18 protein-coding genes and 2 tRNA genes are annotated in these 26,497 nt (G+C 56.6%); 5 read left to right on the top strand and 15 right to left on the bottom strand.

Going from position 1 to position 26,497, the window contains the following annotated elements; genetic code table 11:
• Positions 1–599: 599 nt before the first annotated feature.
• The 12 genes from DWV58_RS07785 to purB all read right to left on the bottom strand — a co-directional run bounded on the left by DWV58_RS07785 (position 600) and on the right by purB (position 12,798).
• Complete coding sequence (locus DWV58_RS07785) at positions 600–1,397, bottom strand: TraX family protein (RefSeq protein WP_117563997.1); 798 nt, start codon at positions 1,395–1,397, stop codon at positions 600–602.
• Positions 1,398–1,590: 193 nt separating this feature from the next.
• Positions 1,591–1,666, bottom strand: a tRNA-Lys gene (locus tag DWV58_RS07780).
• Between the two features lie 28 nt (positions 1,667–1,694).
• A complete protein-coding gene (locus tag DWV58_RS07775; protein WP_117776732.1) occupies positions 1,695–2,975 on the bottom strand; it encodes an aminopeptidase in 1,281 nt (426 codons plus the stop codon).
• An 88-nt stretch (positions 2,976–3,063) separates the two neighbouring features.
• Positions 3,064–3,639: a hypothetical protein gene (locus tag DWV58_RS07770; RefSeq protein WP_117776731.1), complete on the bottom strand. Its 576-nt coding sequence runs from the start codon at positions 3,637–3,639 to the stop codon at positions 3,064–3,066.
• A complete protein-coding gene (locus DWV58_RS07765) occupies positions 3,640–4,518 on the bottom strand; it encodes a phosphoribosylaminoimidazolesuccinocarboxamide synthase (protein ID WP_117776730.1) in 879 nt (292 codons plus the stop codon). It abuts the gene before it with no gap.
• 118 nt (positions 4,519–4,636) lie between these two features.
• On the bottom strand, positions 4,637–6,082 hold the full coding sequence (locus tag DWV58_RS07760; protein WP_370448363.1) for a sensor histidine kinase: 1,446 nt from the start codon (positions 6,080–6,082) through the stop codon (positions 4,637–4,639).
• Between the two features lie 131 nt (positions 6,083–6,213).
• Positions 6,214–6,936 carry a response regulator transcription factor gene (locus tag DWV58_RS07755; protein ID WP_006236208.1) on the bottom strand — a complete coding sequence of 241 codons (723 nt, stop codon included), beginning with the start codon at positions 6,934–6,936 and terminating at the stop codon, positions 6,214–6,216.
• A 153-nt stretch (positions 6,937–7,089) separates the two neighbouring features.
• Positions 7,090–8,301: a twin-arginine translocation signal domain-containing protein gene (locus DWV58_RS07750; protein WP_117776728.1), complete on the bottom strand. Its 1,212-nt coding sequence runs from the start codon at positions 8,299–8,301 to the stop codon at positions 7,090–7,092.
• Positions 8,301–8,564, bottom strand: a complete 264-nt coding sequence (locus tag DWV58_RS07745; RefSeq protein WP_089572560.1) for a TIGR03905 family TSCPD domain-containing protein — start codon at positions 8,562–8,564, stop codon at positions 8,301–8,303. Before DWV58_RS07745 ends, DWV58_RS07750 begins: the two co-directional genes overlap by 1 nt.
• A 113-nt stretch (positions 8,565–8,677) precedes the next feature.
• Positions 8,678–10,477 carry a GGDEF domain-containing protein gene (locus DWV58_RS07740; protein ID WP_117776727.1) on the bottom strand — a complete coding sequence of 600 codons (1,800 nt, stop codon included), beginning with the start codon at positions 10,475–10,477 and terminating at the stop codon, positions 8,678–8,680.
• Positions 10,474–11,310 carry an ABC transporter substrate-binding protein gene (locus tag DWV58_RS07735; protein WP_158564545.1) on the bottom strand — a complete coding sequence of 279 codons (837 nt, stop codon included), beginning with the start codon at positions 11,308–11,310 and terminating at the stop codon, positions 10,474–10,476. The genes DWV58_RS07740 and DWV58_RS07735 overlap by 4 nt, the downstream gene beginning before the upstream one ends.
• 141 nt (positions 11,311–11,451) lie before the next feature.
• A complete protein-coding gene (gene purB / locus DWV58_RS07730; RefSeq protein WP_117776725.1) occupies positions 11,452–12,798 on the bottom strand; it encodes an adenylosuccinate lyase in 1,347 nt (448 codons plus the stop codon).
• Between the two features lie 419 nt (positions 12,799–13,217).
• Here purB and DWV58_RS07725 point away from each other — a divergent pair, with 419 nt between their 5' ends.
• From DWV58_RS07725 to DWV58_RS07710, 4 genes are all read left to right on the top strand, one after another.
• On the top strand, positions 13,218–14,870 hold the full coding sequence (locus DWV58_RS07725; protein ID WP_233540539.1) for an RNA-binding domain-containing protein: 1,653 nt from the start codon (positions 13,218–13,220) through the stop codon (positions 14,868–14,870).
• A gap of 460 nt (positions 14,871–15,330) precedes the next feature.
• Entirely contained in the window at positions 15,331–15,558 is a 228-nt protein-coding gene (locus DWV58_RS07720; protein ID WP_117634743.1) for a hypothetical protein, read from the top strand.
• Complete coding sequence (locus DWV58_RS07715) at positions 15,558–17,537, top strand: N-6 DNA methylase (protein WP_117776724.1); 1,980 nt, start codon at positions 15,558–15,560, stop codon at positions 17,535–17,537. The genes DWV58_RS07720 and DWV58_RS07715 overlap by 1 nt, the downstream gene beginning before the upstream one ends.
• Entirely contained in the window at positions 17,534–18,934 is a 1,401-nt protein-coding gene (locus tag DWV58_RS07710; RefSeq protein WP_117634739.1) for a hypothetical protein, read from the top strand. Before DWV58_RS07715 ends, DWV58_RS07710 begins: the two co-directional genes overlap by 4 nt.
• A gap of 203 nt (positions 18,935–19,137) precedes the next feature.
• On the opposite strand, the gene DWV58_RS07705 is transcribed toward DWV58_RS07710, so the two are convergent.
• A tRNA-Gly gene (locus tag DWV58_RS07705) sits at positions 19,138–19,212 on the bottom strand.
• Positions 19,213–19,509: 297 nt separating this feature from the next.
• Between DWV58_RS07705 and DWV58_RS07700 the strand changes: the two genes are divergently transcribed.
• The gene (locus tag DWV58_RS07700) at positions 19,510–22,941 is read left to right on the top strand and encodes a SpaA isopeptide-forming pilin-related protein (protein ID WP_117776723.1); all 3,432 of its coding nucleotides are present in this window, start codon (positions 19,510–19,512) and stop codon (positions 22,939–22,941) included.
• Positions 22,942–23,007: 66 nt separating this feature from the next.
• Here DWV58_RS07700 and DWV58_RS07695 read toward each other — a convergent pair whose 3' ends face one another.
• Together DWV58_RS07695 and DWV58_RS07690 are read right to left on the bottom strand one after the other, a co-directional pair.
• Positions 23,008–23,226 (bottom strand): hypothetical protein, encoded by a 219-nt coding sequence (locus tag DWV58_RS07695; RefSeq protein ID WP_117776722.1) that lies wholly within the window; start codon positions 23,224–23,226, stop codon positions 23,008–23,010.
• A 21-nt stretch (positions 23,227–23,247) separates the two neighbouring features.
• Entirely contained in the window at positions 23,248–26,445 is a 3,198-nt protein-coding gene (locus tag DWV58_RS07690) for a hypothetical protein (RefSeq protein ID WP_117776721.1), read from the bottom strand.
• Positions 26,446–26,497: the final 52 nt, after the last annotated feature.

Genomic DNA, 26,497 nt, shown 5'->3' with positions numbered 1-26,497 from the left:
CCCCGGGGGCGGGAATCGCGCACTCCATATTTTGTTCACAAATGAATAGGTCCCTCAGTCGCATCACTGAGGTTAAAACTGAAGCATTGGCTTCTGATATTGGCGATGACCAGCTGGTTTATAGGTGTTAAGGCATCGGTCATCTCTGGAGCGCCACTTTACTCCAAAAGCATCAGCTATTTGTTTCCCGTCGGTAAAAGGCAGGTTTTGTTCGCCAAGCGTTCTTATATATAGAGAAGTTCGGGTTCGAACCCGTGGCGCGGCAACAAAAAAGCGACCAGCCGGAGCCGATCGCTTTCTATTCTATGCTGGATCATCCAGAGGGCGCTTCCGAACTCATTTTCTCGCTGCCATTCATGCTTTCGAAGCATCGTTCGACCTCCACAGCCTCATGTTTTGAGGATCTGCCGTGTTTATCACTGTTATTAATGAGTGTGTGGAAGTGATCCTCATACAGATACGTGCGATCCGCCAGAGAACTGAGAAGCATCTCTCTGCAGCCCTCGTTGCCTATCCTCGCATCTCTCAGGTCTTCCGGAAATTCACAAGCAGTCTTAGAGTCAATTTGTTTCCGTTTTCAGAGACTTGTTTGAGAGTTTTTAAAGACAGTTCAAAACAATAAGTGAGACACCATAAAGCAGAGCAAGATGTGCCGGATAGAAAATGTAGAAGAAATATTTGAGCTTCAGCCCTCGCTTACCATTATAAAGATTGATAAGCAGCAACGAAACGACCGCGGCAGCAACATCAGGATTAAATATATTAGCTGTAGCAAACTCAAATCCGCCGCCAACTATATGGCATGACGAAAGGAGCACTGCGCATACTGCAGCAAAGAACATCTTGGCCTTGCTGTCGTGGAATAAATAGAATGCAGCCACAAGCAGAATGCCATACACACCGCCATCTAGTTTAGTGTATTCAGCTGCCAGTGCTGTCAAAACAATCAGAGCAGTTTCTGCGATGTACCTCTTCCATTTTGAAAGGCTTTGTATCTTTTCCAGAATTATCAAGAAGACCAAGCAAAGCAGGAGCTCACACATAACATTTTGTTGCCGAAGGTCAAATAGTTGCCCGGTTTGAACGAAATCGTATATGGGCTCCGCAATGATTGCGAAGACAAGCATATTTCGCAGGTACCTCTTTATGTCATGAGTATGCAAAAATCCCTCAACTATCAAAAAGCAAAATAAGGGAAATGCAATTCTGCCAAGAACATGAAGCACATCCGAAGCCTCGCTTAGAATCGCCCACTGTTCGTCTGATATCTGATTGTACGATGCGTGAGTCATGATTCCATTGGTCAGGACGATCCTGCTTACATGATCGAGAACCATCGAAATGGCCGCTATTATCTTTAATGTGCTGCCGCTAATTCCGTATCTATCTGTTTTCATTTCGTTTTCCTTTCTTTGGGTGGGCCGTCAGAGGTTCGGCCTGCTCTGCAGACGGCCGCTGCGGCGCTTCGCGCCTTGCGCGCTGCGCTGGCAAACGCTCACGCGTTTACTCAGCTCCGCGCCCTTTCGGGTTCGAACCCATGTCGCGGCAACAAAAAAGCGGCCGGCATCCGCCAGTCGCTTTTCTATTCTATGGTGGGCCGTCAGGGGTTCGAACCCTGGACCTTGGGATTAAAAGTCCCCTGCTCTGCCAGCTGAGCTAACGGCCCGCGGGTGGCATTGTACCACGGTCTGGGGCTATTCCCAACTCCATTGGCCGTTCTGGAAAATCACAACTTCACGTCCATCAGGCGTAATGCCCGTAATATCGATATCGTCCGTGCCGATCATAAAATCGACGTGCGTGCTCGAGACGTTAACGCCATGCTCCAGGAGCTCCTCCTTGGACATGTCATACCCACCCTCGATGCATTCGGGGAAACCGACACCCAGCGCGAGATGGCAGCTGGCGTTCTCATCATAGAGCGTGTCATAGAACAGAACGCCACTTTCACGGATCGGCGTGTTCTTGGAGATAAGCGCGACCTCACCCAGATGAGCGGCACCTTCATCGGTGTCAATGATGCTCGCAAGCGTCGCCTTGCCCACGCGGGCATCGTAGTCCGCTACGCGGCCGGCCTCGAACTTAATCCAAAAATCGTCGACCTTGTTACCGTGGTGAATGAGCGGCATGGCCGAGTACACGATACCGTCGGCGCGCATACGATCAGGCGAGGTGAAGACTTCCTCGGTGGGAATGTTGGGGAAGAAAGGGTGTCCATCGGGCGTCTTGCCCTTGCCGCCGGCCCACTCGTGACCTTTCGTCATGCCAATCGTCAGATCGGTTCCATTTGCCGAGGTGTAATGCAGATAGTCGAAACGATTGTCGTTCAGGAAACGCAGGTTCTTTTCGAACGCCGCGTCATGAAGCTCCCAGTCGCTCTCCGGGTCCTGGCCATCGGCACGAGCGGTGTGTAGAATCGCATTCCATAGCTTATAGATCGCAACCTCATCCGCATCGCCCGAGAACACCTCGCGAGCCCAGGCAACGACCGGCGCGCCGGCGATGCACCACGGGTTGATGTTGTAGTCCAGTCCGCGGCGGAAGACCTTGCACTGCGTGTTCCTTGCCTTAGAAGCTGCAGCAGGCTTAGCGGGATCGATGCCCTTAAGAGCGGCAGGGTCCGCACCCTCGATAAAGATAAAGCAGGCACCATCCTGGGCCAGTGAATCAAGCTGCAGGCGCTTCCACTCGGGCGTCTGCTCAAAATAGCTTTTCTCGACATGCTCGTACGTGAGCCTCGTCACGGCGTCATCGGCCCAAATAACCGTCACGTGACCGGCACCGGCGGCATAAGCCTCCGCGACCACCACGCGCGCAAACGGCGCGCACTCAACCGGAGACTGAACGACAACCTCCTGGCCGGGCTTGACGTTTACGCCCTTGCGAACAATCAGGCGCGCGTAGTTTTTAATCTTGGGCTCCAGGGCCTTCATACCCTCCAGAGCCTCTTCGACCGTCAGGGCAGCTCGAATCATGTGCCACTCCATCTATCTATAGAACAGTAAAAAGGCGCGCCGCAAAAACGACGCGCCTATATCTTAGCGATAAGTATGCATGCAAACGCTACTTCTTCTTGGAGTCCTTCTTATCCTCCTCGGCAGCCGAGCGCTCGATAAGGGCGTTGAGCTTGTTCTCGGACATGCCCTCGGCCTGCGTGCGATACATGTTGCGCAGGGGACGAATACGAACGAAGTCGTAAATAAAGTCACCCAAAATGACGACGTAGGACAAAACGATGCCGACCATCTGGACAGGGCTGGACACCATGCCAGCGGGAGCGAAGTACAGCGAAGCCCAAATGGCCACGACGAGCACCATGCCGATGGCGAGCACGGCCCACCAGATACGGCGGCGCTTGGTGTAGTCCTCATCCTGCTTGAGAAGGATATTCGACACCGTGTAGATGCGATCCTCCTTGGCGCGCTGCTTAGCCTTGCGGGCGCGCTTCTCCTCTTTAGAGAGGCCCTCGAGGTTCTCGCCCTTCTCGAGCTCTTTGCGGCGTGCCTTAGACGAAGCCGGCACGACGCGGACAGAGCTCGCTGCCTGACGGGCGGGCTTGGCGGATGCGGCGGACTTGCGCGCAACCCCGGTAACCTCGTGGGATTGCGTGCGCTTGTTCGTGGCGCTACGGGTACTCACTTATGCGTTCTCCTTCATGCTTGTGAACTGGGAGCCCGTGATGATCTGGAAGGCCTCGCGATAGCGCTCGGACGTGCCATCGATGACCTCGGCGGGCAGGTGCGGGGTCTCCCCCGTCATATCCCAGTTGGCCTTGAGCCAATTGCGGACGAATTGTTTGTCGTAGCTGGGCTGGATCTTGCCCTCCTCGTAGCTGGCAGCAGGCCAGAAACGGCTGGAATCGGGCGTGAGGCACTCGTCGACCAGCGTGACCTTGCCATCGATGACACCAAACTCGAACTTGGTGTCGGCAATGATGATGCCACGGGTCGCGGCGTACTCGGCAGCGGCCTTGTAGATCTTGAGGGAAAGGTCGCGAATCTGCGTGGCGATGTCCTCGCCCACGATCTCGCAGCAACGCTCGAACGAGATGTTCTCGTCGTGGTCACCGATCTCGGCCTTCGTGGACGGCGTGAACAGCGGCTCAGGAAGCTTGGAAGCCTCGGTCAGGCCCTCAGGCAGCTGGATGCCGCAGACGGTGCCGTTCTCGTCGTAGGTCTTCTTGCCCGAACCGGTCAGATAGCCGCGGACGATGCACTCGATAGGAATCGTCTGGGCCTTCTTAACCAGCATGGCGCGGCCGGCGAGGTAGTCACGATACTCAGCAAACTCCTCAGGGAAATCCGCCGGGTCGATGGAAACGAGGTGGTTGGGAACGATGTCGGCAAACTTATCGAACCAGAATGCCGAGATGCGGTTGAGCACCTCTCCCTTAAACGGAATCTCGTCGGGAAGAATGAAGTCGAACGCAGAAATGCGGTCGGTGGCGACCATCAGCAGGTTTTCACCGGCATCGTAGATATCACGAACCTTGCCACGGGAATCCGGACGACGCTCCATCGTTGTCACGTGAGTCACTCCTTACCAAAATACGACAGTAATGCGGGTTCTTTCCCGCACGTTTTCGCAAACTCGGAGCGGCAGGGACGAAACCCCTCCTTCACCGAATAGCGAAAAGCTAGTGCTCCATTGTAGTAGATGCCGCATCCGCCGTGTGCTCGCGAGGCAGATGAATTGTAAAAGTCGTACCCTTTCCAAGCTCCGACTCCACGGAAATGTAGCCATGATGGCGCTCGACGATTTGTTTAGTCACGGCGAGGCCCACGCCCAGGCCACCCGCCTCGCGGGCGCGACTGGCGTCGGCACGCCAAAAACGACCGAAGATGCGCGACAGATCGTCCTTGGCGATACCGATGCCCGTATCCGAAACCGCGATATCGACGTGCTTGCGGTCGCTGAGCACCGACACCACGACCCAACCCCCCTCGGGGGTGTAACGCATGGCGTTGCTCATGAGGTTAATAACGCATTGCGTGATCATGTCGGGATCTGCCTCGACAACGTCATCGTGGCCCTGCGTCTCATCCGCAAAGCGCAAACGCAGGTCACGGTCGGCAAACAGGCGCTCCTGTCCATTCACAATCGAACGCACAAACGGCACCATATCCACCGGCTCCAGGTTGAGCGGCGCGGTACTGTTTTCCATGCGCGACAGGTCGAGCATCTGCTGCACCAGACGGGCCAGACGACGCGTCTCGGAAGCAGCAGTCTCCAAGTGCTCATCGTCGGTAGGATATACGCCATCCTGCATGGCCTCGACCGTTGCGAGCATGGCCATAAGCGGCGTGCGAAGCTCGTGTGCAACGTCCGAGGTCAAACGTTTCTCGTGTTTCATATCCTTCTCGAGCGAAGTGGCCATCTCATCGAAGGTCTCACCCAGTTGATCGATCTCGTCATCGCCGCGCAAGCCCGTACGAGCAGACAGATCGCCATCGCGAATTTGCTTGGCCGTGCTGGTAATACGGTGAATCGGCTTGGTGAGCATGCGCGACACGAGTGATCCGATAACGACCGAAATGCAAACTGCAACAACCGCAGCAAGGGCCATGGCGTTAAAGGTCTTCTCCCTAAACGCAGAATCTGCCTTGGTGAGCAAGGCATCGGAGCCGATGGCCCACAGCTTTACTTGTCCGACATGCTCGCCGGAAGACGTTATGATTTCGACGTTTGCAACGCTATCGGAGCCGGTGGGAGCCGACGAGACCGGACTATGCGATGCTTTTTTCCCGCTCGAGCTGCTCGACGGCGATTCGTTCTCGCGCACATCGGCGGTCGCGCTTGCCGAAGGCCATGAGTCGTCATAAACGACAACGCCTTTCTTGTTGACGACCTGCATACCCAAATCGTCGGACACCAAACTCGATGTCGCGACCGTACGTAGCTCGCCCGCAGTCCAATTGCCGTTTTCCTCATACGACGTCGCAAGCTTTTCGGCAGCGGAATTTGCGATTTCGACGATATTGGAGCGCGTGTAATCCGAAAAGACCGTGCCCCACACAACAGAGACCACGCCCACCAGCACCAATACCGTCATGAGCGATGTCAGAGCAAAAGCAAGTGCCATGCGCGAGGGATAGCTCATCGTTGGCCGTGAATCGGAGCGAGGCGTGTTCCAACTAGCCTTGGAACCCGCCTCGCTCTCCTGCTTGTGCTTTTGTCCGATTTCAAAGCGCGCAGGTGTCATATGTGATTTCCCTATTTCTCGTCCGACTTATCGGTCTTGGCCGGAGCCTCGAAGCGATAGCCGACACCGTGGACGGTGTAGAGCCACTTGGGCTTCTTGGGATCATCGCCCAGCTTGGCGCGAAGGTTCTTCACGTGGCTATCGATGGTGCGCTCATAGCCCTCAAAGTCGTACCCAAGCACCTTCTCGACCAGCTCCATACGGTTGTAGACACGGCCGGGATGACGAGCAAGCGTGGTGAGCAGCTTGAACTCGGAAGCCGTCAGATCGACTTCCTTGCCTTCGACCAAGATCTTGTGGCCCGAGATATCGATGACCAGATCGCCGAAGTCGAGTACCTCGACGGCGGGCTCGTCGGCCTGGTGGGCACGACGGAACAGGGCGCGTACGCGGGCGACAAGCTCGCGCGGCGAGAACGGCTTAATCAGATAGTCGTCGGCGCCGAGCTCAAGACCGATAATACGGTCCTCGATCTCGCCCTTGGCAGTCAGCATGATGATAGGGACATCCGAGGTATCGCGAATGGTGCGGCAAACGCGCTCGCCGGGGATCTTGGGGAGCATAAGGTCGAGCACGACCAGGTCAAACTGATGCTTCTCGAACTCCTCGATCGCGGACTGACCGTCGCCGACACCCACAACCCAGTAGCCTTCGCGCTCGAGATAGGCAGCGACGGCGTCACGGATTGCCTTCTCATCCTCGACCAGCAGAATCTTTTTTGCATCTGAAGCCATAACACGGCCCCCCTGTCTCAATCAGCTAAGAACAAGCCCATTTTAACGCACCTGAGCCCGCCGGATGCCACTATGACGCGGCAGCTCGGCGGGCGGTACTCACAATTACAACGCGTTTATTCCCCTGTTGGCGCCTTTTTAACCCCTCTAAGCTTAAAGAGAGAATAGGCGTGCGGTGACCGTCTCGGGTATACCCTGGCTGTTGCGCACCGTGGCGTACGTAAGAAATGAGTCCGATTTTCCCGCCGTAGCTGGATAATCGCCATATTCCAAAGCGCGGTCGGGCGACAGCAGCGAGCCATAGGTCTTGGCAGAGGTGTCGATGAGAAAATGCGATGCCTGTACCTTAACGAGATATTTATTCTTCTTGCCGGCAGCACATGCGAGCGGCTCGCGGGACAGGAAGAGGTATGGCCCTCCCTCATTACCGATATACGTGCCCATGTTGCCCAGGCTGCCCACGCCACTATAGGTCGCCTCGATAGAAAACACGAAGGTATCGCCCATATATACGGCCTCGAAAGGCGAGACTGACGAGGGAAGGACTAGCTGGGCACGTTTGGTGTTGTTGCCATCGGTCAGATCGATTGCCGTTATGCCGTAGTAGACGCCCTCGTCGTTGCGGACACGCGGCGAGATGGTCAAAATGCCGTCGCTCACGCGCGGGGCCGACGCAAAGCGGCCCGTCGATTTCCAAATTGTCTCGGCCTTGGATTCATCAAGCGAGCGACGATAGCAAAACGAATCACTACTCGTTTTATTGCCGCCTGCCGAAGGCATTTTATACCAGATGACCGATGACCCGAACGCCGTAAACAGGGGCGGATCATAGTCCTTGCCACCTCGATCGAGCTCAGCCACGTCGCCAGAGAGCGAAGCGCCCGACAGATTTTGAGCGTAGAGCTTCCACGATGAATTGGCAAAGTTCATCTCAACCCACGCAAACACGCCATCGCCGGCACGGACATCGTAAAAAGCATATCCCGTGCCCTCGATAGGATCCTCGATTAATGTGGTAAGCGAGCCATCGCCCAGGTTGAGCACACCAAGCGTATTGGCATGCAGGGCAGAAGCAGGCGCCATCATCGCGGCGGCGTAGTCGCCATCGCAGTAGTACAGCAGCGTGCCCAGCGGCAGCGTCCACGACGCCGCCGGCTCAAGATCGATATCAACAGCTTCGTACTCATCAGTGATCGAGACAATCTTCGAATCGTCCTTGATAACCTGCGGCTCGCCGGCGGCATCGTCGCTGGTGCCCGTTTTTTTCGAGCAACCGGCAAGCACCGTGGCAGCGCCCGCGGCAGCACCGCCGAGCACAAAGCCACGGCGCGATATTCCATTCTTGATGTGGTCGGCGATACCCATTAGGCGATCTCGGCGCGAGCGGCCTCGATAGCGCGCGTAAGCTGATCGGCGCAAGAGGTCTTTTTCATACCGCAGGTATTACCGGCGAGAACCTCGATTACGCGATCGGCAGGAGCACCCTCGACTAACTTGGAGATTGCCTTGAGATTGCCGTCACAGCCGCCGGTAAACTCAACGCCCAGCACCTTGCTGCCATCGTCAGAGAGATTGAGGTGAATATTGCGAGAGCATACACCCTGCGGCTTGTAGTCAAAACTAATCATTGAGATCCCCTCTCAGAAAGAAATTTCAGACGTCTATTATCCCCGCCTGGGCCGACTTATTATCGCAAGCACCGATTCAACATCCTACGATGCATGGACTCGCGGGGGCAAGATTAGCAGTCCGCACCCTGTGCGTGGACCGTGCGCTTCTCCCGATACATATTGTGGTCGGCGACACGATATACATCGGCCAGCGTATTTCCAGCCGTCTCGACGGTCGCCACGCCAATCGATGCGCTGACCGTCAGGGCCTCATCGCTTACCGCGGCAAGACCGAGACGAAGATCCTGTTCCAGCCCGAGCGCAGACTCGTTGTCAGTATGGGGGCAAACCAGCAAAAACTCGTCGCCGCCAAGGCGCATCGGCAGATAATCCGCACCAGCCACCCGCCGCAGCACGGACGCCGTCCGTCGCAGCAGTTCATCCCCCATCTCGTGACCATAGATGTCGTTGGTCCGCTTGAGATAATTGCAGTCCAACATAATCACGCTCACGGGCAAGTCCTCGTTTACCAGGCTATCTCCGCGCGATTCAAGATAGTTGCGGTTGCGAAGCCCCGTCAGTTTGTCTTGATATGACAGCTCCTCGGCATGCTTGACCATCGATATGTTGTGCGTCGCCACGACGACCGACTCCAGCCGGCCTTGCTCATCGCGATGCTGGGGGACAACCTGTAGCGAGTACCAAGCGCCTCGACAATCTCGCACCTCGGCAGCCAAGTACGGTACGCCCTCCATACGTTCACGAAGCGAACTTATATCTACGAGTCCCATAACCGCTTCGCGGCTTTCGGGGCTCACGATATCCCGGCAGACCGTGTCCATAAAGTCATATGCCTCGCTGTGCTCGGCAAATATCTTCGCTATCGCCGGCGACATATTGATCCCCTCGATCTCGAGGGTGTCGAGATGCAAAAGGAAGGTCGAATCGTAGATGGCGCTTATGGCATTGATAATGCCGAGCTGTTTATCCTTTTCGACCAAATTGCGGTGGTCAACGATATTTCGAGCCAACAGCACCACGACCCAAAACGCAAGACACACCAAGACGCCGACGGCGACAAATGAAATCCTGTCAGACATGACCTCAGATTTGGGATATAGCGCAAACAGGCGGTAGTCCTTATATGCCGCACGCACGGCATACCATTCGTCTCCTCGATATTCGATGCGCGTCAGGCCGTCGTCTTTCCACTCAACTCCTACGCTGGTGAGGAGTCGGGCGAGCGACACGTCAGCATCGGCACTGTTGGATGAGACAATCTCCGCATCCTCCATAACAAGCACCGTGGGACCCTGGTGGAAGGTACTATTCGAAAGCACGTCGGCTATGGCATATGAATAGTCGTCCGCCGTATCGGAAACAAGTGAGCGGTATGCCAGGGCAACGCCGTCGCCATACGGAACAGCACAGACGGCAAAAACGACACCACGGCGCTCATCGACAGTTGAGTAGGTCACTTTGGAACCTTGATACATCGATGCGACCGGCGAACAGGCCAACTCATCTCGCCACAACATGAGCGGATCGCGACCATCGATGTCGTAGTGGGCAGCCATATGGCCATCGGAGTCCATGACCATCAGCCCCGAAAGGTTCTCGGCATGGACAAATTGCTCGATAAGATCGTCGTTAACCTCAACGCGATCAGAGGACAGGAACGTCACAAACGATTCGACCGCGGCGAGCAAATCGTGCGTCGCCTCGGTTTTTCTCCCCTGTTCGTAGCGGTCATATTTTTCGCAAGCGTTCTCCAAAAACTCCATGGTTTCTTGGCCAAACCCAAGCGTTTTTTCGAGGCAGCGATGGGTTCCAACCGTATACAACAGGCCTAACAAGACGGCGCTGACAATAACGCTGGCAGCTATGACGTTCAGAGTCTTTCGACTCAAGCGGTGCTCATCAGTTGTCATGAATTTCCTCCTTGCCCGCCCGTCGTCGCTCCTGTCTTGTAATTGCCCACAATACGGTCAATCGTGCCATCTCGATCCATGTCGAACAGCGCGGTATTGAGATCCTTTACGACCGATCCTTCATAGCTGTCATCAAACGCGACGCCCAGGTCAACCGTCATAACATTGTCGGCAAACACACGGTAAACGCCGGGATACTGAGCAACGAGTCGGTCAAGCGACTGGACATCCGCCATCCAGCAGTCAACGTACCCTTTGACTAGAGCGGCTTTGCAGAGTTCGGCAGAGCCATATGATTTGATTTGAACGTCCGACGAGACCCCCAGATCCCCCGCAAGCAATCGGCATTCACTCACCGAACCCGCAATCACCGCAATGGTCTTACTTCCATCGAGATGTGCCAAGGACTTGATGCCACTCGTTTTCTTGGCGGCAACCGAGACCGTCACGGTTAGATACGGCTCGGTCCAGTAATACTTATCCTCGCGATAACAGGGAGAATAGTCACACCACAGGCAATCGATATCACCGTTTTTGAGCAGCCGGTCGCGATCGTTCCAGTCAATATCGACAAACTGTGGCTTGAGCCCCGCACGCTTGCAGGCCTCGCGGGCGATGTCGATATCGATACCGGCGTAATCGCCCGTGGTATCGACATACACATAGGGGTCGTTATCCGTAACGCCGATTTTGAGCACCGGGAGATCTCTATCGGCTTCATTCGAGGAGGAAGAACTGCTTCGAACGGTATACGTCAGGGCGCCCGCACAGACGGTAACAAGGAGTATGAGCGTAAACGAGACGATGGTGGCCCGCTTGATGCGTCTGGGCACGTGCCCCCTTTCATCGAAACAGCAGTCGGAGTTCATTTTATTACCCGGGCGCATATGCGACAGTAAAAAAAGCGCCTCGCCCAAGACGGGCAAGGCGCCAAAGGCTGAAATGCATCCGCAAGCGATCGAATTAGGTTAACCCTACTCGAAGCTCAGCTGCTCCAGGCGATCGAAGACCGTATCGATGCGGGTGAGGAAGTCCCACGGATCAAAAATCTCGTCGAGCTTCTCCTGGCTGACGGTGCAGCGCGGATCGGCCTCGAGACGCTCCTTAAAGGTGGGGCCAGAGACACAATCCTGCACCTCGTGCCAGGTGGCCATGGCGTTCTCCTGCACAATGGCGTACGCATCCTCGCGGGTGATACCCGTATCGACGAGGGCAAGCAGGACCTTGGAGGAGAAGATGAGGCCGCGGGTCTTGTTGAGATTGGCCATCATGCGGGCCGGATACAGCTGCAGGCCGTCGATAACGCGAATGAGGCACTGGAACATGTGGTCGAGCGCGATGAAGCTATCGGCCTGGGCGACGCGCTCGGCAGAGGAGTGCGAAATGTCGCGCTCGTGCCACAGGGCGACATTGTCGAAGGCGACCTGGGCGTTGGACTTCACGATGCGTGACAGGCCGCAGACCTTCTCCATGGTGATCGGGTTGCGCTTGTGCGGCATGGCGGAGCTGCCCTTTTGGCCCTTGCGGAAGGGCTCCTCGGCCTCGAGTGTATCGGTCTTCTGCAGGTTGCGGACCTCGGTCGCGATGCGCTCGCAGGTGGCCGCTGTAGTGGCAAGCACGCCGGCAAGATAGGCGTGGTGATCGCGGCTGATGACCTGCGTGGACAGCGGGTCGTGAACCAGACCCAGGTGCTCACAGACGTACTCCTCGACGAACGGCTCGATGGAGCTGTAGGTGCCGACGGCACCGGAGATGGCACCGAAGGCAACGTTCTTGCGAGCATCCTCAAGACGATCAAAGTCGCGCTTGAGTTCCCATGCCCAAGAGCCAAACTTCATGCCGAAGGTCATCGGCTCAGCATGGATGCCATGGGTGCGTCCGGCGCAGAGCGTATTGCGCTCCTCGAAGGCGCGGCGCTTGCAGATCACGCCGAGCTTCTTGACGTCCTCGATAATCAGGTCACACGCCTGAGTAAGCTGATAGCACAGAGCAGTATCACCCAGGTCGGAGCTGGTCATACCGTAGTGAACCCAGCGACTAGGCTTGGGCTCGCCCTCGGGAACATCGGCGTCGATATATTCCTTCATGTTGGTCAGGAAGGCGATGACATCGTGGCGCGTGACCTCCTCGATCTCATCGACCTTCGCCTTCTCAAAGTTGGCATGGTCGCGGATCCACTGGGCTTCGTCTTTAGAAATGCCGATCTTGCCGAGCTCCGCCTGGGCCTCGCAGGCCAGAACCTCGATCTCCTGCCAAATGGCATACTTGTTCTCGAGGGAGAAGATATGTCCCATCTCCGGGCGGGTATAGCGATCGATCATAGCGGCTCCTTTTTGGTTATTGGCACGTTGGTCGTAACTCAACCATTGTACCGTGCGCGGGTGCGAGTATGGGCAGCAGGCATTAACCTAACATTTTGGAATTGGAGCGGGCAACGAAGATGGACAGCAGCGTCACCGCAGCAGGCGGCAATAGTTCCGTGTACTAATGTAATTTCACGCGTTATCCGCGAAGCTACATGCGAAATTACATTAGAAGAAGACACATTATTTTCCGTTTCCCCTGGCAGCTAATCTGCGAGGTAAATTAAAAGTACAGACATTATATGCACTGAAATATATGACCTTACAGTCGGCCTACAGCCTTATGCACGGGCGGCTAATGTAACAGGAGATATAATTACATTAGTTGCGGATAAAATTACATTATATGGAGTGTCATGATACGGAAAACGAGCGAAATGCCCTCCCTACTTCTGCGCATCATTGCAGACGTCGAGACCGAGGTCGTCGAATACAAGGCAGCAAAGCAGAACTATGACTTCGAGGACATTGGCAGGTATTTCTCCGCCCTCAGCAACGAGGCCAATTTACGCAAGGCAGAGTGCGGATGGCTTTTCTTTGGCATTTCAAACGACCGCAAGATAAAGGGAACCGCCTACCGTAAAGAACCCCAATCGCCAAGTGTCGGCCTGCGACGCCTAAAGCACGAAATCGCCCAATACACCAACAACGGCATGACTTTCGAAGAGATTTACGAGTTTGAGGTTGATGACAAAAGAGTCATTGCTTTCCAGATACCGGCTGGCAGCTTCGCAACGCCAACGACTTGGCACGGAATCCCTTGGTCACGAGAGAATGAGTCCCTCGTAGAGATGCCCAAGTTCAAACTCGACGCCATTTACGGGCAGAGCCGGCCCGACTGGTCGCGCCAGATTGCCTACGAGGCAAACTTCGGTGACCTTGATCCAGATGCAGTTAGCTTTGCATGCTCCAAATTCGTCGAAAAGTTCGGAGAAAGCCAGCCTGCCGTTCGTAGCCTCGACGAAGAATCTATCCTTAGCAAGATGGCGCTTGTGATCCACGGCCACGTGAGCAATGCGGCGCTCGTTCTTCTGGGCAAACCGGAATCGAGTGTCTTTCTGGGTGGCATTGAGCCGCGCATCACTTGGACGCTCTACGCGAGCGACGGCTCCACTATGGCCTATGAACACTTTGAGCCGCCCTTCATTCTGCAGGTCGATCGTATCCTGGGAAAGATAAGAAACGAAAAGTATCGCTTCTTCGACCGCGAAGAGACGCTATTTCCCACCGAAGCGCATCGCTACAGTCCCGAAGTCATTCGAGAACTTCTCCACAACGCTATTGCGCATCAAGATTTCAGGATGTCAGGAAAGATCAATGTCCTTGAGTATGAGGACAAGCTTATATTCAAGAACGAGGGTGCCTTTATCCCCGAGACGATAGAGAACGCGCTCGCGAGCGGCTACAAGCCGCCCTACTACCGTAACCCCCTGCTTTCAAGCGCTATGAACAAAACAGGCATGATGGACCGCAACGCCATAGGCATTCGCAACGTCTTCGACATTCAGCGCAACCGCCTATTACCAATGCCCACCTACGATCTATCTGAGATTGGGCGCGTTGCCGTAACGCTGTACGGTACGGTTCTCAACGAGGACTATTCTCGACTTCTCGCAAGCAATCGAAATCTTGATTTGGTGACAGTGCTGCTGTTGGACCTCGTTCAGAAGGGACTACCCGTCACAAAGGAACAGTCACGTCTGCTTCACGAACAAGGCCTCGTTAGGGGCCGTTACCCCAAACTGACGGTCTCAGCCGAGGTGGCAGCAGCCACCGGTGCCCACAGCGAGTATGTGCGAAACAAGGGCGTAGACAATAGCGTCTTCAAGGAGTTGATCTTGGAGCTCCTGCGCGTGCGCCCATGTTCAAGAGCGGAGATTATCGCAGGGCTGGATCATGCCTTGCCGGCAGACCTTACGGCAAAGCAAAAAGGCGACCATGTAAGCTATCTGCTCCAAAGCCTACGGAAAGCTGGCCGCATCACCAACGCTGGAAGCACTTCGGCAGCTGAGTGGCACATAGTCGAGTGATATGGCTCGCGATTTCGATTCTGCCAAACAGGCACATTCCAAGCCAAGTTCGCAACTAGCCCAGAATGTGCCTGACTACCAGTCGTGATAGGACGCATCCTCCGTCGCCTGGCATCGCGCAGCGTCAGGCAACAGCGCATATGGTTGATCCAACTGAAGTCGACATCCAATCGGGCATTGCAACCTTGCGAGACGGCAGTCTCATACAACAAAAATAGTTCCCTGCCACTCCATGCACGAGCGGCAGGGAGCGCTCATGGCGGATCATTTCTCAAGCTCCACCTTCCTCAACCGTAAAAACGTCCAATGTCTTAGAGGCCGTTTTTACATTTGTTGGCTTCTATTTCTTTAATTAAAAATCATCCTTTACCTGCTGATTCGTGATATTTTGCTTGTCTACATATAGGTGTAGACCTATACTAATTCCTATTATGGCTAAGCTATGTCCTTGGGAGGTGCCATGCCGTCAGAAGCTCAGAAGCGAGCCGATCGTAAGTACAAGCACGACAAGACCCAGCAGTTCTGTCTGCGGTTCTATCCCGCCGAAGAGGAGATTTGGTCATTCCTCTCCGCACAGGAAAACAAGCAGGGATTTCTTAAAGATTTGATTAGCCGCGAGATGGGCGTCGCATCGGGCGGCCCCGCACGCGTTGATACCAACACCAAGGTTGGAAGGACGGAATCGTAATGTCGCAAGTGAGCAAGACTTCGGTCATCCAGCCGGAGACTATACTGGACTTCATCGACGGCGTGACGCAGCGCAGGGACACCCCCGAGGAGCGAGTGCGCCAGGAAATCCTAAAGTCCCTCGTGCGTGAGTACGGTTACAAGAAGGAGCAGATCGGGGTCGAGGAGTCGATCAAGTTCGGCAGCAACCGAAAAGCGGTCGACGTCGCCATCTGGGAGCCGGGAAAAGCGCACACCCAGGAAAACATCCACATCATCGTCGAGTGCAAAGACCCCAAGACCAAGGCCAAAGGCAAAAAAGACGGCGTAGATCAAATGCACTCCTATGCGTCTGCCTGCATGAACTCGACCTATGGCATGTGGACCAACGGCGACGAGTTGCTTACCTTCCGTTACGTGGTGGACGATGCCGGCAAGCGCGGCCCCGAGGCCGTGCCCGATCTGCCACATGCTGGTGGCGAGGTATCCGACGACGCGCCGCGCTTCGACCAGTTGCGCCCCGCCGCCAGTGACTCGCTGCTGTACTCGTTCCGCCGCTGTCACAACTACATCGCCGGAAACCAAGGCATCCAAAAGGCCGAGGCATTCCTTGAACTGCTCAAGATCATCTTCTGCAAAATCCAGGATGAGCGCGACTCCGAGACGCCAACGTTCTACATCACGCCAACCGAGCGCCAGGGCGCCGCGGGTAAGAAGAAGTGCCGCAAGCGCATCGAGGCACTCTTTGGAAACGTCAAGCAGTCGTACGAGACCATCTTCAAGGCCGACGAGCGCATCGCATTAACCGACGATGTGCTCGCCTACATCGTGGCGCAGCTGCAAATGTATTCCCTGCTCGAGAGCGACGTGGACGTTAAGGGCCACGCGTACGAGACAATCGTGGGCTCCAACCTGCGTGGTGACAAGGGCCAGTTCTTCACGCCGCGCAACATGTGCCACATGATGGTGCGGATGGTCGACCCGTCCGAAAACGACGTCATCCTCGACCCCGCCATGGGCACCTGCGGCTTTTTGGTCACGGCCATGAATTACGTGCTTGAGAAGATCAGAGACTCCGTCGAGGTGAGCGGGCGCAGCAAAGCAGCCAAGCAAGAGGCTCTGATCGCACGCAAGCGCGAGTTCCTGTCCAAGCATATCGTGGGCATCGACTTTGATCCCATCCTAGTGCGTGCCTCCAAGATGAATATGGTTATGAACAACGACGGCACCGGACAGCTGTTCCACGCCAACTCGCTCGAGCCGTTCTCGGGCTTTGAACCCAAACTGCAAAAGGCGCTGCGCCTGGACGCCGCCGACGTTGCGGCAAATAAGGCGCTGCAGCCGGGGCACGGCGTTACGGCGATTATGACCAACCCACCTTTTGGCTCCAAGATTCCTATCGAAGACCCGGCGATTCTGGAATCCTTCGACCTTGGACACACCTGGTCGTGGTCCGAGGAAGATGCCGAGTGGAGCATGGAACCCAAGCTCTTCTCATCTCAGCCGCCCGAGATCCTCTTCATCGAGCGGTGTATCCGCCTGCTTGAGCCCGGCGTGGGTGTGGCGGCGCTCGTCATTCCCAACGGCATCCTGGGCAACCCGGGTCTGGGCTACGTGCGCCAGTGGATTTTGCGCCATGCGCAGATCCTGGGTTCGGTAGACATGCACCCGGATGCGTTCCAACCCAACGTGGGCGTGCAGACATCCGTCCTTGTGCTGAGACGCTGGGACAGTGAGGAAGAGGCATACTGCAAGGACGGTACCTTCCAGGATTACAAGATATTTATGGCCATCTGTGACCACGTAGGGCACGACAAGCGTGGTCAGACCACCTATGTACGCGACGATGACGGCTACCCCATTGTGCAGGAGCAGACCACCGCGGTGACGGGCAACGTGGGCTCCGAAGAGGAGAGCAGCCACACCTCGAAGGAGCGCGTGGTGGACGACGAGACGATGGCGATCGCCGGCGCCTTCTTTGAATGGAGGCGAGACCAATGACGATCGCGCCTTTGGTGAAGAGCGTCCGACTTTCCACCGTGCTGGGCGGCGACGTGAGGCTCGAGGCGTCAACCTACCTGCGCGACGGGTACGGCTTCGTACGCCTTGCCAACCAGTGCGACAACCACAAGAGACTCGGTGACCTTACCGACATTTGGCAGCCGAGCAGACTGACGGGGTATACCGTGCCGGAAGGCAAAGGGCTACCCTTCTTTACCGCCGGCCAGGTGTTCGAGGACTTTCCCCGAGTGAGGAAGTGGCTCGCCGCGCCTTTCGTGCCCCAGGCTGATTCTAGATTCGTCAATCAGGATTGGCTGCTGCTTTCGCGCTCGGGCGTGGTGGGCAACGTTACCGCCGTGTACCCGCATCACCTGAACAAGGTCATCACGGACGACCTGTTGCGCATCGAGCCGAAGGACCAAGACGAGTACGGCTGGCTCTACGCGTATATGAAGACGGACTTCTTCAAGCAGATCGCACGAGCGTCTCAGTACGGTCACATGATCAAGCACATCGAGGTGGCCCACGCCAACGAGTTTCCGGTCATCATGCCCGATGCGGCCACGCGCAAAGCCATCGGCGACAAAGCTGCCGAGGCTGTGCGCCTGCGCGGCGAGGCCTGGAAGCTGCGGGACGGGGCGTTTAAGCTGTTGGAGAAGGAGGTCGGTATTGCTTGTGAGGCAGAAAGTCCTGCAGGAACATGCGTGGTGAGTTTATCCAAAGTTATTGACAACAGATCGCGCCTTGATGCTGACAGTTATGCCGGCTCTATAAGCGCCGTAGACTCATTGGTTGACGTAATGGAGTATGCGCCACTTGCTGAACTTGTAGAGGACGTCGAAGAGCTTCCTCGCTTCAAGCGGTTTTATGGCGATTCCAACGTTCCCTTTGTGGGTGTGTCCGAGGTCTTTGACGTTAACACTCAACCGACAAAATTTGTTTACGCCAAGCTCATTAAAAACTGGGAGCGTTACATCCTAAAGCCGGGAACTCTCGTCATGGCATGTTCTGGTCAAAAGTACGGCATCCTAGGACGAGCTCTTTTGCTCACGGAGAATCATGAGGGAATGTTTGGCAGCAACCATCTGCTGAGAATCTATCCCGACGTTACAAAGATTCGAACTGGCTACCTGCTTGCTTTTCTGAACAGTCCCACCGTTGGCAGGCCGTCGGTCGTTCGTTGCGCATACGGAACCTCGGTGCCTCAACTTAGCCCTATCGATATCAAAAAAATTCGCGTTCCCCGTCTTGGCGCGGACGTCGAATCTGCCATCGCCGACCTTATGGACAGGAGCGTGAGCACCTCGGCCAAGGCTGACCAACTTGAGAACGAGGCTACCAAGCTGGCACAGGAGCAGGTCGATATCGCCATCGAGAAGGTTGTCTCCAACACCTAGTGAGGCGACCTTTTAACCGCCGTTAAGCCTATAGCCTCAACACAAACAAAATGCAACGCGTATCGTAGTAAGTTGGTTAACGGCATAGTGTGAGAATTCACACTTGGACATTTGATTAACGCTCGCACCCTGTTGGGTTCGAGTCCCAGCACTTTATTGAAAAAAGCACGGCACCGTGATGGTGCCGTGCTTGTGCTCTTAACTGGAGCGGGCAACGGGACTCGAACCCGCGAGTGTCAGCTTGGGAAGCTGATGCCTTACCACTTGGCGATGCCCGCTTGTGTGTTGGCTAGTATAACGCGGTTGTCTTGTTCGATACAAGGGTGGTAATGCTTGTTTTAACTGTGGAGATTCGTTTGAAAATCGCGTCAATTGTGGAGATGAGGACCTTTGACCTCCTGTTCTCCCTATCTTCTACCTCCGCTTTTGCTTGATTGTTGTATTTGAGCTCAATTTGTCAGGAATTGGGCAAGCTTTTGGTCAGGCTCCGGTACTTACCCGCATGAACCTCGGGGGTAGCCTCATCCTACGCGTCGCAGCCTCCCCGTGCGGCGCACGAGGGATAAGGAGCAGCCATGTCCAACGCACCCACGCACTCTGTCCACAGCGCAATCACAACAGGTCCGCTGCTCCTGCTCCTCTTCCTGCTTTTCGGCTGCCTGGCACCGGGAGCCGCATTTGCCGTCGATGGCTACGACCAGCTCGGCTTCCGCACTATTAGCGATGATTGTGGGCCCTTCTTCATCGGCAAGTATGAAGCTCAAGACGCCTCGATTGCCTACTGCATGAACCAGGAGCGCCCCGGCCCCACCAAGCCGGGCGGCCCATGGCTCAACTTTGATCAAGGCTGGGTGTGGCTCGACGACGAGTTCGCGGCAATCGTTTGTCACGGATATCCTACCGCCACGTCGTTTGGCGGTTACCATCTTTCACCAGATCGCGCCCGCGCCGCCACCCAGCTTGCCGTATGGATGCTCAACGGCACTACCCATGTCGACGGCACCTACTCCTACACGACCGCTCAGGGCAAAACCAAGAGTGGACACTTTACCGCCGACAATGAAGTCGTGGCGGCTGCGCGATGGCTCCACGACAGCGCAAAATCAGGAAGCATCAAAGCCGCTCCGCACCGCGCGCGGCGCTATCTAGGAGCCGTATCGGGCGGCAGCAAACGTCAAGACATGCTCTATGTGCTGCCGGCGGTCTCTGTTTCCTTCCAAAAGCAGTCTGCAAACGCTGCCATTACCAGCGGAAACAATACTTATCAGTTTGACGGGGCAACATTCGATGTTTTTGAGAGCGCCAGCGGCGCGCGTGTCGGCACCATCCAGATGGACAGCAACGGTCGAGCGCAGGCAGCACTTCTGCCCAACACGGCATACTACCTAGTTGAAACAAAGGCGCCGGCCGGCTATGTCCCCCGTCGTGATCGCATCGCCTTTACCACGGGGAATGACGGTGGACAGGTCGCCGTTGATGAACAACCCGGCACCATCACCCTGCATGTCGTAAAACTCGATGCCGCGACGAATGCCGGACCCCAGGCTGGAGCTTCACTTGCGGGAGCAGAGTTCACGTGCGTGTCGCAATCCACCCCCGGATGGGCGCAAACCCTCACAACCGATGAAAGCGGTCGAGCTACCCTCACCGATGTCCCCCTAGGAACCTTTACCATCTATGAGTCAAAAGCCCCCGAGGGCTACCTGCCAGCCAACGACAGCTGGTCCTATACCGTTGGAGCCGACCAGCTCGGTGATTCAGGCGTGGTCGAGATCGAATCGCGCGTTTCCGATATCCCCATTGCGTTTGACCTAGAGATTTCCAAATTCAAGGACTACGGCAATAGCGATCAATCCGGCCTGGAGCAGCCGGCAGGAGGTGTTGTCTTTGAGGTTGTCAGCAACAGCTCTCAGCAGGTTGTTGGCACACTGACCACAAACATCTATGGCTTTGCCTCCACCAAAGATCAGCCCGAAGCATGGTTTGGCGCAGGCAAGCGACCCGCCGGTGTCCACGGAGCCATCCCATACGACCGCGCCGGCTACACCGTTCGTGAGGTTCCGGAAACCGTCCCAGAGGGTTTTAAACGTGCAGGGGAATGGACCGTCGAGGCCAATCAGATTTCCGACGGCGCCGAGCTTCAATATATCGTGGACAACCACGCTCTGTCGACGCATCTCCAGATTGTAAAACGCGATGCCCAAACAGGCGCTTCTGTTCCCCTAGCCGGATTCACCTTCCAACTCCTCGACAGCAATCACAAACCTGTCTCACAAACTTGCTGGCATCCAGCACATAACGTAATGGACACCTTTACGACTGACGCGACCGGGACCGTCACACTGCCCGAATCGCTCGTGCCGGGCACCTATTATGTACGCGAAACCTCGGCCAAAGAGCCCTATCTTGTCGGCGGAGAGATCGAGGTAAACATACCCGCCGATATAAACCTAACGCCCGTTGCAATCGTCTCGTATTATAACCACGCCGCGACCGGAAACATCAGGATCGTTAAAACCGATGCCGTAGACGGCAGCAGCCTCGCGGGCGCCATCTTTGAGATCCGTGCCTCAGGTGATATCGTGCGCCCCGACGGTAGCATTGCCGCGCTCGACGGTGAGACCGTCGCGACCGTCACGACGGATGAAACTGGAGAAGCACGCGCGGACGACCTCCCGCTGGGATCTGGCACCGCACGCTACGAGGTTGTCGAGACTCAAGCGCCGACCGGCTTCTTGCTCGACCGGACGCATCATATCGTCGACCTTACCTATGCCGACCAGAAAACACCCGTTGTGGAAGCACGGCTTAACGTATCCGACGATTACACCAAGGTTGATATCTCCAAGGTCGATGCAAGCGGAGAGCAGGAAGTGAAAGGCGCACAGCTCACCTTGTATGGTCCCGATAAAACCGAAATAGACTCCTGGACCTCATCCGACAAGCCGCACCGCATCGAACATCTTGCACCCGGCACCTACTCGTTGCGCGAAACGATGTCTCCGCGGACCTATGACCTTGCCGAAGAGATAACGTTTGAAATAAAGGATACGGGAGAAGTCCAATCCGTCGCGATGAAGGATGCGCCCATCGAGATCAAAGGACAGGTCGACAAGCGTCAGGAACTTGTCCAACCTATCGGGAAGGGTCTGTTGGCTAACGGCGATGGAAAAAACCGCGCCGCGATGCAAACCAATACGGATGGGCTTTTCTCCTATACCATCGATGCTCGAAACGATTCCGCTACTTGGGTTGATGAGTTTACGATTACCGATGATCTTGAGTGCGCCAAAGACGGCACGGCGAGATTCGTCTCAATCGAAACCCCCGTCGCCATCGGCGACCTCAACGGTCTGTGCAACGTGTGGTATCGCACGACGCCGTTGGACTCGACAGACGTCGATGAGCCGGCAAACGCGACGCTTGACGATGGGCACGAAAATCCTTGGCTTGAGTCCGACGAAGTAAAAGAGAGTCTGGGTGAAGATTGCCGCCTCGTCGATTACGACGGCTGGCACCTCTGGAAGGCGGATGTCTCGACCACGGAATCCGCCACACTCGAGGCGAAAGAACTCGACCTTGCATCCAATACCGTCGTGACGGGCATTCGCATTGAATACGGTGCGGTAGCCGCCGACTTTACGACTCGAAGCGATACGGATTCTTGGACCCGTGATGATCTCAAAGATGAGCACGACGACCTTGACGATGCCAAAGCAATCCTTGGCACAGATGCTCGGGGCGCAGTCGTGCACATGCAGGCAACGTCGGCTTACACACCCCAAACTGCACTCACCAACAGCGCACGCGTCGATCTTTGCCGCAACGGCGGCGGCGATAAACTTGAGTCACATGACGAGGACCGTGTCATTCAACGCTGTACCCTACCGCAGGACCTACCGGCAACAGGATCAGCTCCCATCGCCGCTTGCATCACCGCGCTCCTGACCTCGGGTGCCGCAGCCCTATGGTTCGCTCGCCTTAGGTCAATCCCAAAGAAGCGCTAGCACGATGAAAAAGCGGACGAGCCAGTCCCCCGGCTCGCCCGCTTTCAATCATTTAAATCGCCGCATCTACTCTGCAGACGAAGATCCACCATCAACGATTGCTTGCTCGGACTCAGGAATCCCATCGGCACCCGTGCTCTGTTCTTGCTCCACCTCTTCGCTGATTGCGGAGGCGGGGGTCGAGCCCTTCGCGCCCACGATGTAGGCAGCTCCAAGCCCTAACGCAATGGCAATCAAGGTCAAAATCACGTAGACAGGCCAATGGCGCTTAATATACGAAAACACGTTGACTCCTTAGAGCTCCGTCTACGAACGGCGGATAACCTCGGTCACGACCTCGGATACCGTGGCAATGTTCGTCGGGTTGACATTGTGGGGCAGGTCGTCCTCGGTACGAGCGCAAGCCAGACGCGTGCCGTCCACGCCGGCGATGGTGAGGGCTCGGCGGCTCGCCTCGAGCGCGGCGTAGGCATCGGTCTTGGCATAGGGCATCTCGAGCGCGCCACAATCGACATGGAACGACTTGCACACCTTGCTGACCAGGTTCATGATGCGGCGATCGCCCTTGAGCAGCTGCTGTTCGCCCTCAACCGTCACCACCGAAAGCCTACCGGCGCCGACGGATTCAAGATTGATGAAGAAGACGCCGCGGAGCTTATCGCGATGCGAAGCCAAGAAGGCCTTCATACCGGAGCCATCACAATCCGAGGCGCCCGTTGCCACAAACCAGATATCGTGACCGAGCAGCTCATCGTCGCCCATAGAGGCGACAGCCGAGAGCATATCTTCGGAAGAAGCGCCGTCGGAAGACGTAGCGCCGCCCTTCCAGCCATCGTTATCGTCCTCGAAATTATCCCACGAACCGATGCCGCGACCGGACTTCTTGGCATCGTAATCGTCTTCGACGCCCAGCCAGTCACTCATGCTGTCCTGTTCGTTTTTCTTTTTACGACCGAACAGGCCGCCCAGGCCGCGCTTGCGAGACTTAGGTGCCGCAGGGGCGGGAGCCGAAATGGTCTCGATCGGCTGTGCGCCCGACGCAACGGGCATAGGAGGCGCAACGGGTGCCGATGTGGGTTCGGGACCCTGAGCGGTAGCAAAGGGGTCGTTGACCTGTGCGGAGGGATCGGGAAGGTCGAACAGCGACGTGCGAGACGCAACGTTTGTCTGCTTCATCGACGGCAGCGACGGATCGGGAACCGAAGCCAGCGGAGACGAGGAGGGTGCAGGCGACGGTGCCGACGCCGGATCGGGAACATTCATCTGCGGACGCGGCGATGCTTGGGAGGAAATCTGGGCCATAAGGGAATCGACCGTTTCGTCCTGAGTGGGAGCGACATCGGCAACCGTGGCACCGGAACCACTCGGGGCCGGCATGGTGAAAATCTGCGTGGAGTAAGGCCTCGACTCATCTGTCTCGGGAGCCTCGGAAACCGCAGGCACTTCCTCCTGCTCGACCTCGGCCGAATCACCTTGATCAGCTGCCGCGTATTGCTCTTCGTCAGAGTTGGCCTCGACGGACTCGTCCTCGGCAGCATCCTGAATTTCGGCAGCATCAATGGGCTCGCCATCGTCTGCCGCGTCGCCCTGCTCATCGGAAACAGGAAGGGGCCCGGCAATCGCGGTGCCTTGCTTTTCAAACGTTATCGTGGAATCGAACTGCGCGGCATCAAACGACATGGTGCTATCGATGTGCTGCTGAGCCTCGAAAGACGTCGTCGCCTCAACAACATCCGTGGACGCCGGTTGCTGGGACTCAAAGGACGTTGTAGCTTCGGCAGCGTCGACGGGCACGGACTGCATAGCCTCGTTCTGCTCGAGCTCTTGCGCCGCGCGCTCACGTGCCGCCTCGGCTGCCTGCTGCTGAGCGATGGCCTCCTGCTCGGCAGCCTCGCGTGCGGCAGCGCGCTTCTCCTCGAAATCGTCGACAAATTTCTTGCCCTTTGCAAGCGCACCCTTAAAGAAGTTGGAAGCACTGGCGCCAATCGAAGAGAACGCGGATGCAATATCGGCATGGGGCGTTGCCGCGGGAATCTCGGCCGAAAAATCAGTATCGCTCTCGTAAGACACGCGCCTCGGCTGTTCAACGTAATCGTCGTCAGGCTCGTCCGCAACGTCTTGCGCCGACGCGGCGGGGGCCAAAATGTCCAGTCCTGCCGCGGGATCGATCGCGGACACCGCCTCGGGCTCGGCAACGGCAGCGGTAACCGCGGCAGACTCATCATCCACGGTGACGGCGGGCGCAGGTGCAGTCACGACGGGGGCAGGCTCGGGCTCAAACGTCGGCTCCTCGCCCTCCTCGTAATCGAGCGTGCAGGACTCGGGAAGCATCCCGAGCGCACGGATGGCATCCGAACCAAAGCGGATGTTGCCGGCGGCATTGCGATAGAGCTTGGGCTCGGGCTCGGCCGCGACAGGCTCCTCCGCCGGCTCGGCAGCGGAAACCTCGTCATTGAACTCTTCGGCCTGGACAGCCTGATTCTGATCCTCGGGCACAATGGCGCCAATCAGCGTCTCGTCGGCAGACGCACCCTCAAAGCCCTCGATCTGCTCGTCGAAATCCTCACCCTGTTCGGGCTCGGCCTGAGCGTCGGGAGCAATCGGCTGACCGAACTCATCCTCGGCGTAGGTAGGCTCTTCATACTCGATGGTGTTGCCGTAGTCGTTTTGCTGTTGGGCCGCGGCATACTCCGCTGCTGCGCGCGCCATCTCCTCGGCACGACGCTTCTGCTCCCCAAAATAGGTATCGAACGGAACATCGTCGGGAAACTCGTTTTCGCCCTGGAAGGGAGCAACGTTGTCCATAACGCCGAGCATAGCGGCGACAGAAGACTTGTTGCACACCGCGCCGGACGTATAGGGAAGAATGTAGCGGTTAGAAATGATGTTTGCCGCGTTGGCGAGCGCAACGAGGGAAGCGAGGATCGCGACAATCCACAGCAGAACCTTGAGCGCGCCGGGGAGCGGCAGGATACGCAAGATGGCAACGGCAGCAGGGGCAACCGTGGCAACGGGCAACAGCTTGGCGATGAGCGCACGATACGAAGCATAGGGCTCGCGAGCGAGCAGCTCAGCACGGGGAGAGTCGTAGTGTGCGACAACGACCACCGGGCGGTTGCGCGGAGACGCGAGCGGGCCCGAGGCCCTGTGGTAGGCGATGACATTTTGGCTCACGCCCGTCTTGCCCAGGCGTGAAACCACGGGGTGGCCCGTGCGCTCGAGCACGTAAAGAACGGCGCCGACAATGGCCAGCAAGGTGCCGACCAAGCCGATGCCGCCGCCGATGCCCATCAGCAGGGCGCCGGCAAACGCAAGAATGCCGGTAACGGCAAATGCCAACCTGCTGGGCGCTGGGGCATTGAACTCCTGAACCTCGGGATCAAAGCCGTGGTTGCGGAAGATCTGAGCGATATCCTCGGCAGCCAAGCGCTCTTCTTCGCTGCATGCCGGCGTAATGCCGGTGTTCTGCAGCAGGTGGTTAATATAGTTCTGGGTGTTCGCCATGTGCGCTCCACATCCATAATCCGACAAATAGGCCCAATGTATGCACATTAGA

Source organism: Collinsella sp. AF11-11 (genome assembly GCF_003465485.1).
GTDB lineage: Bacteria > Actinomycetota > Coriobacteriia > Coriobacteriales > Coriobacteriaceae > Collinsella.
This window is presented reverse-complemented; position numbering and strand designations above follow the sequence as displayed.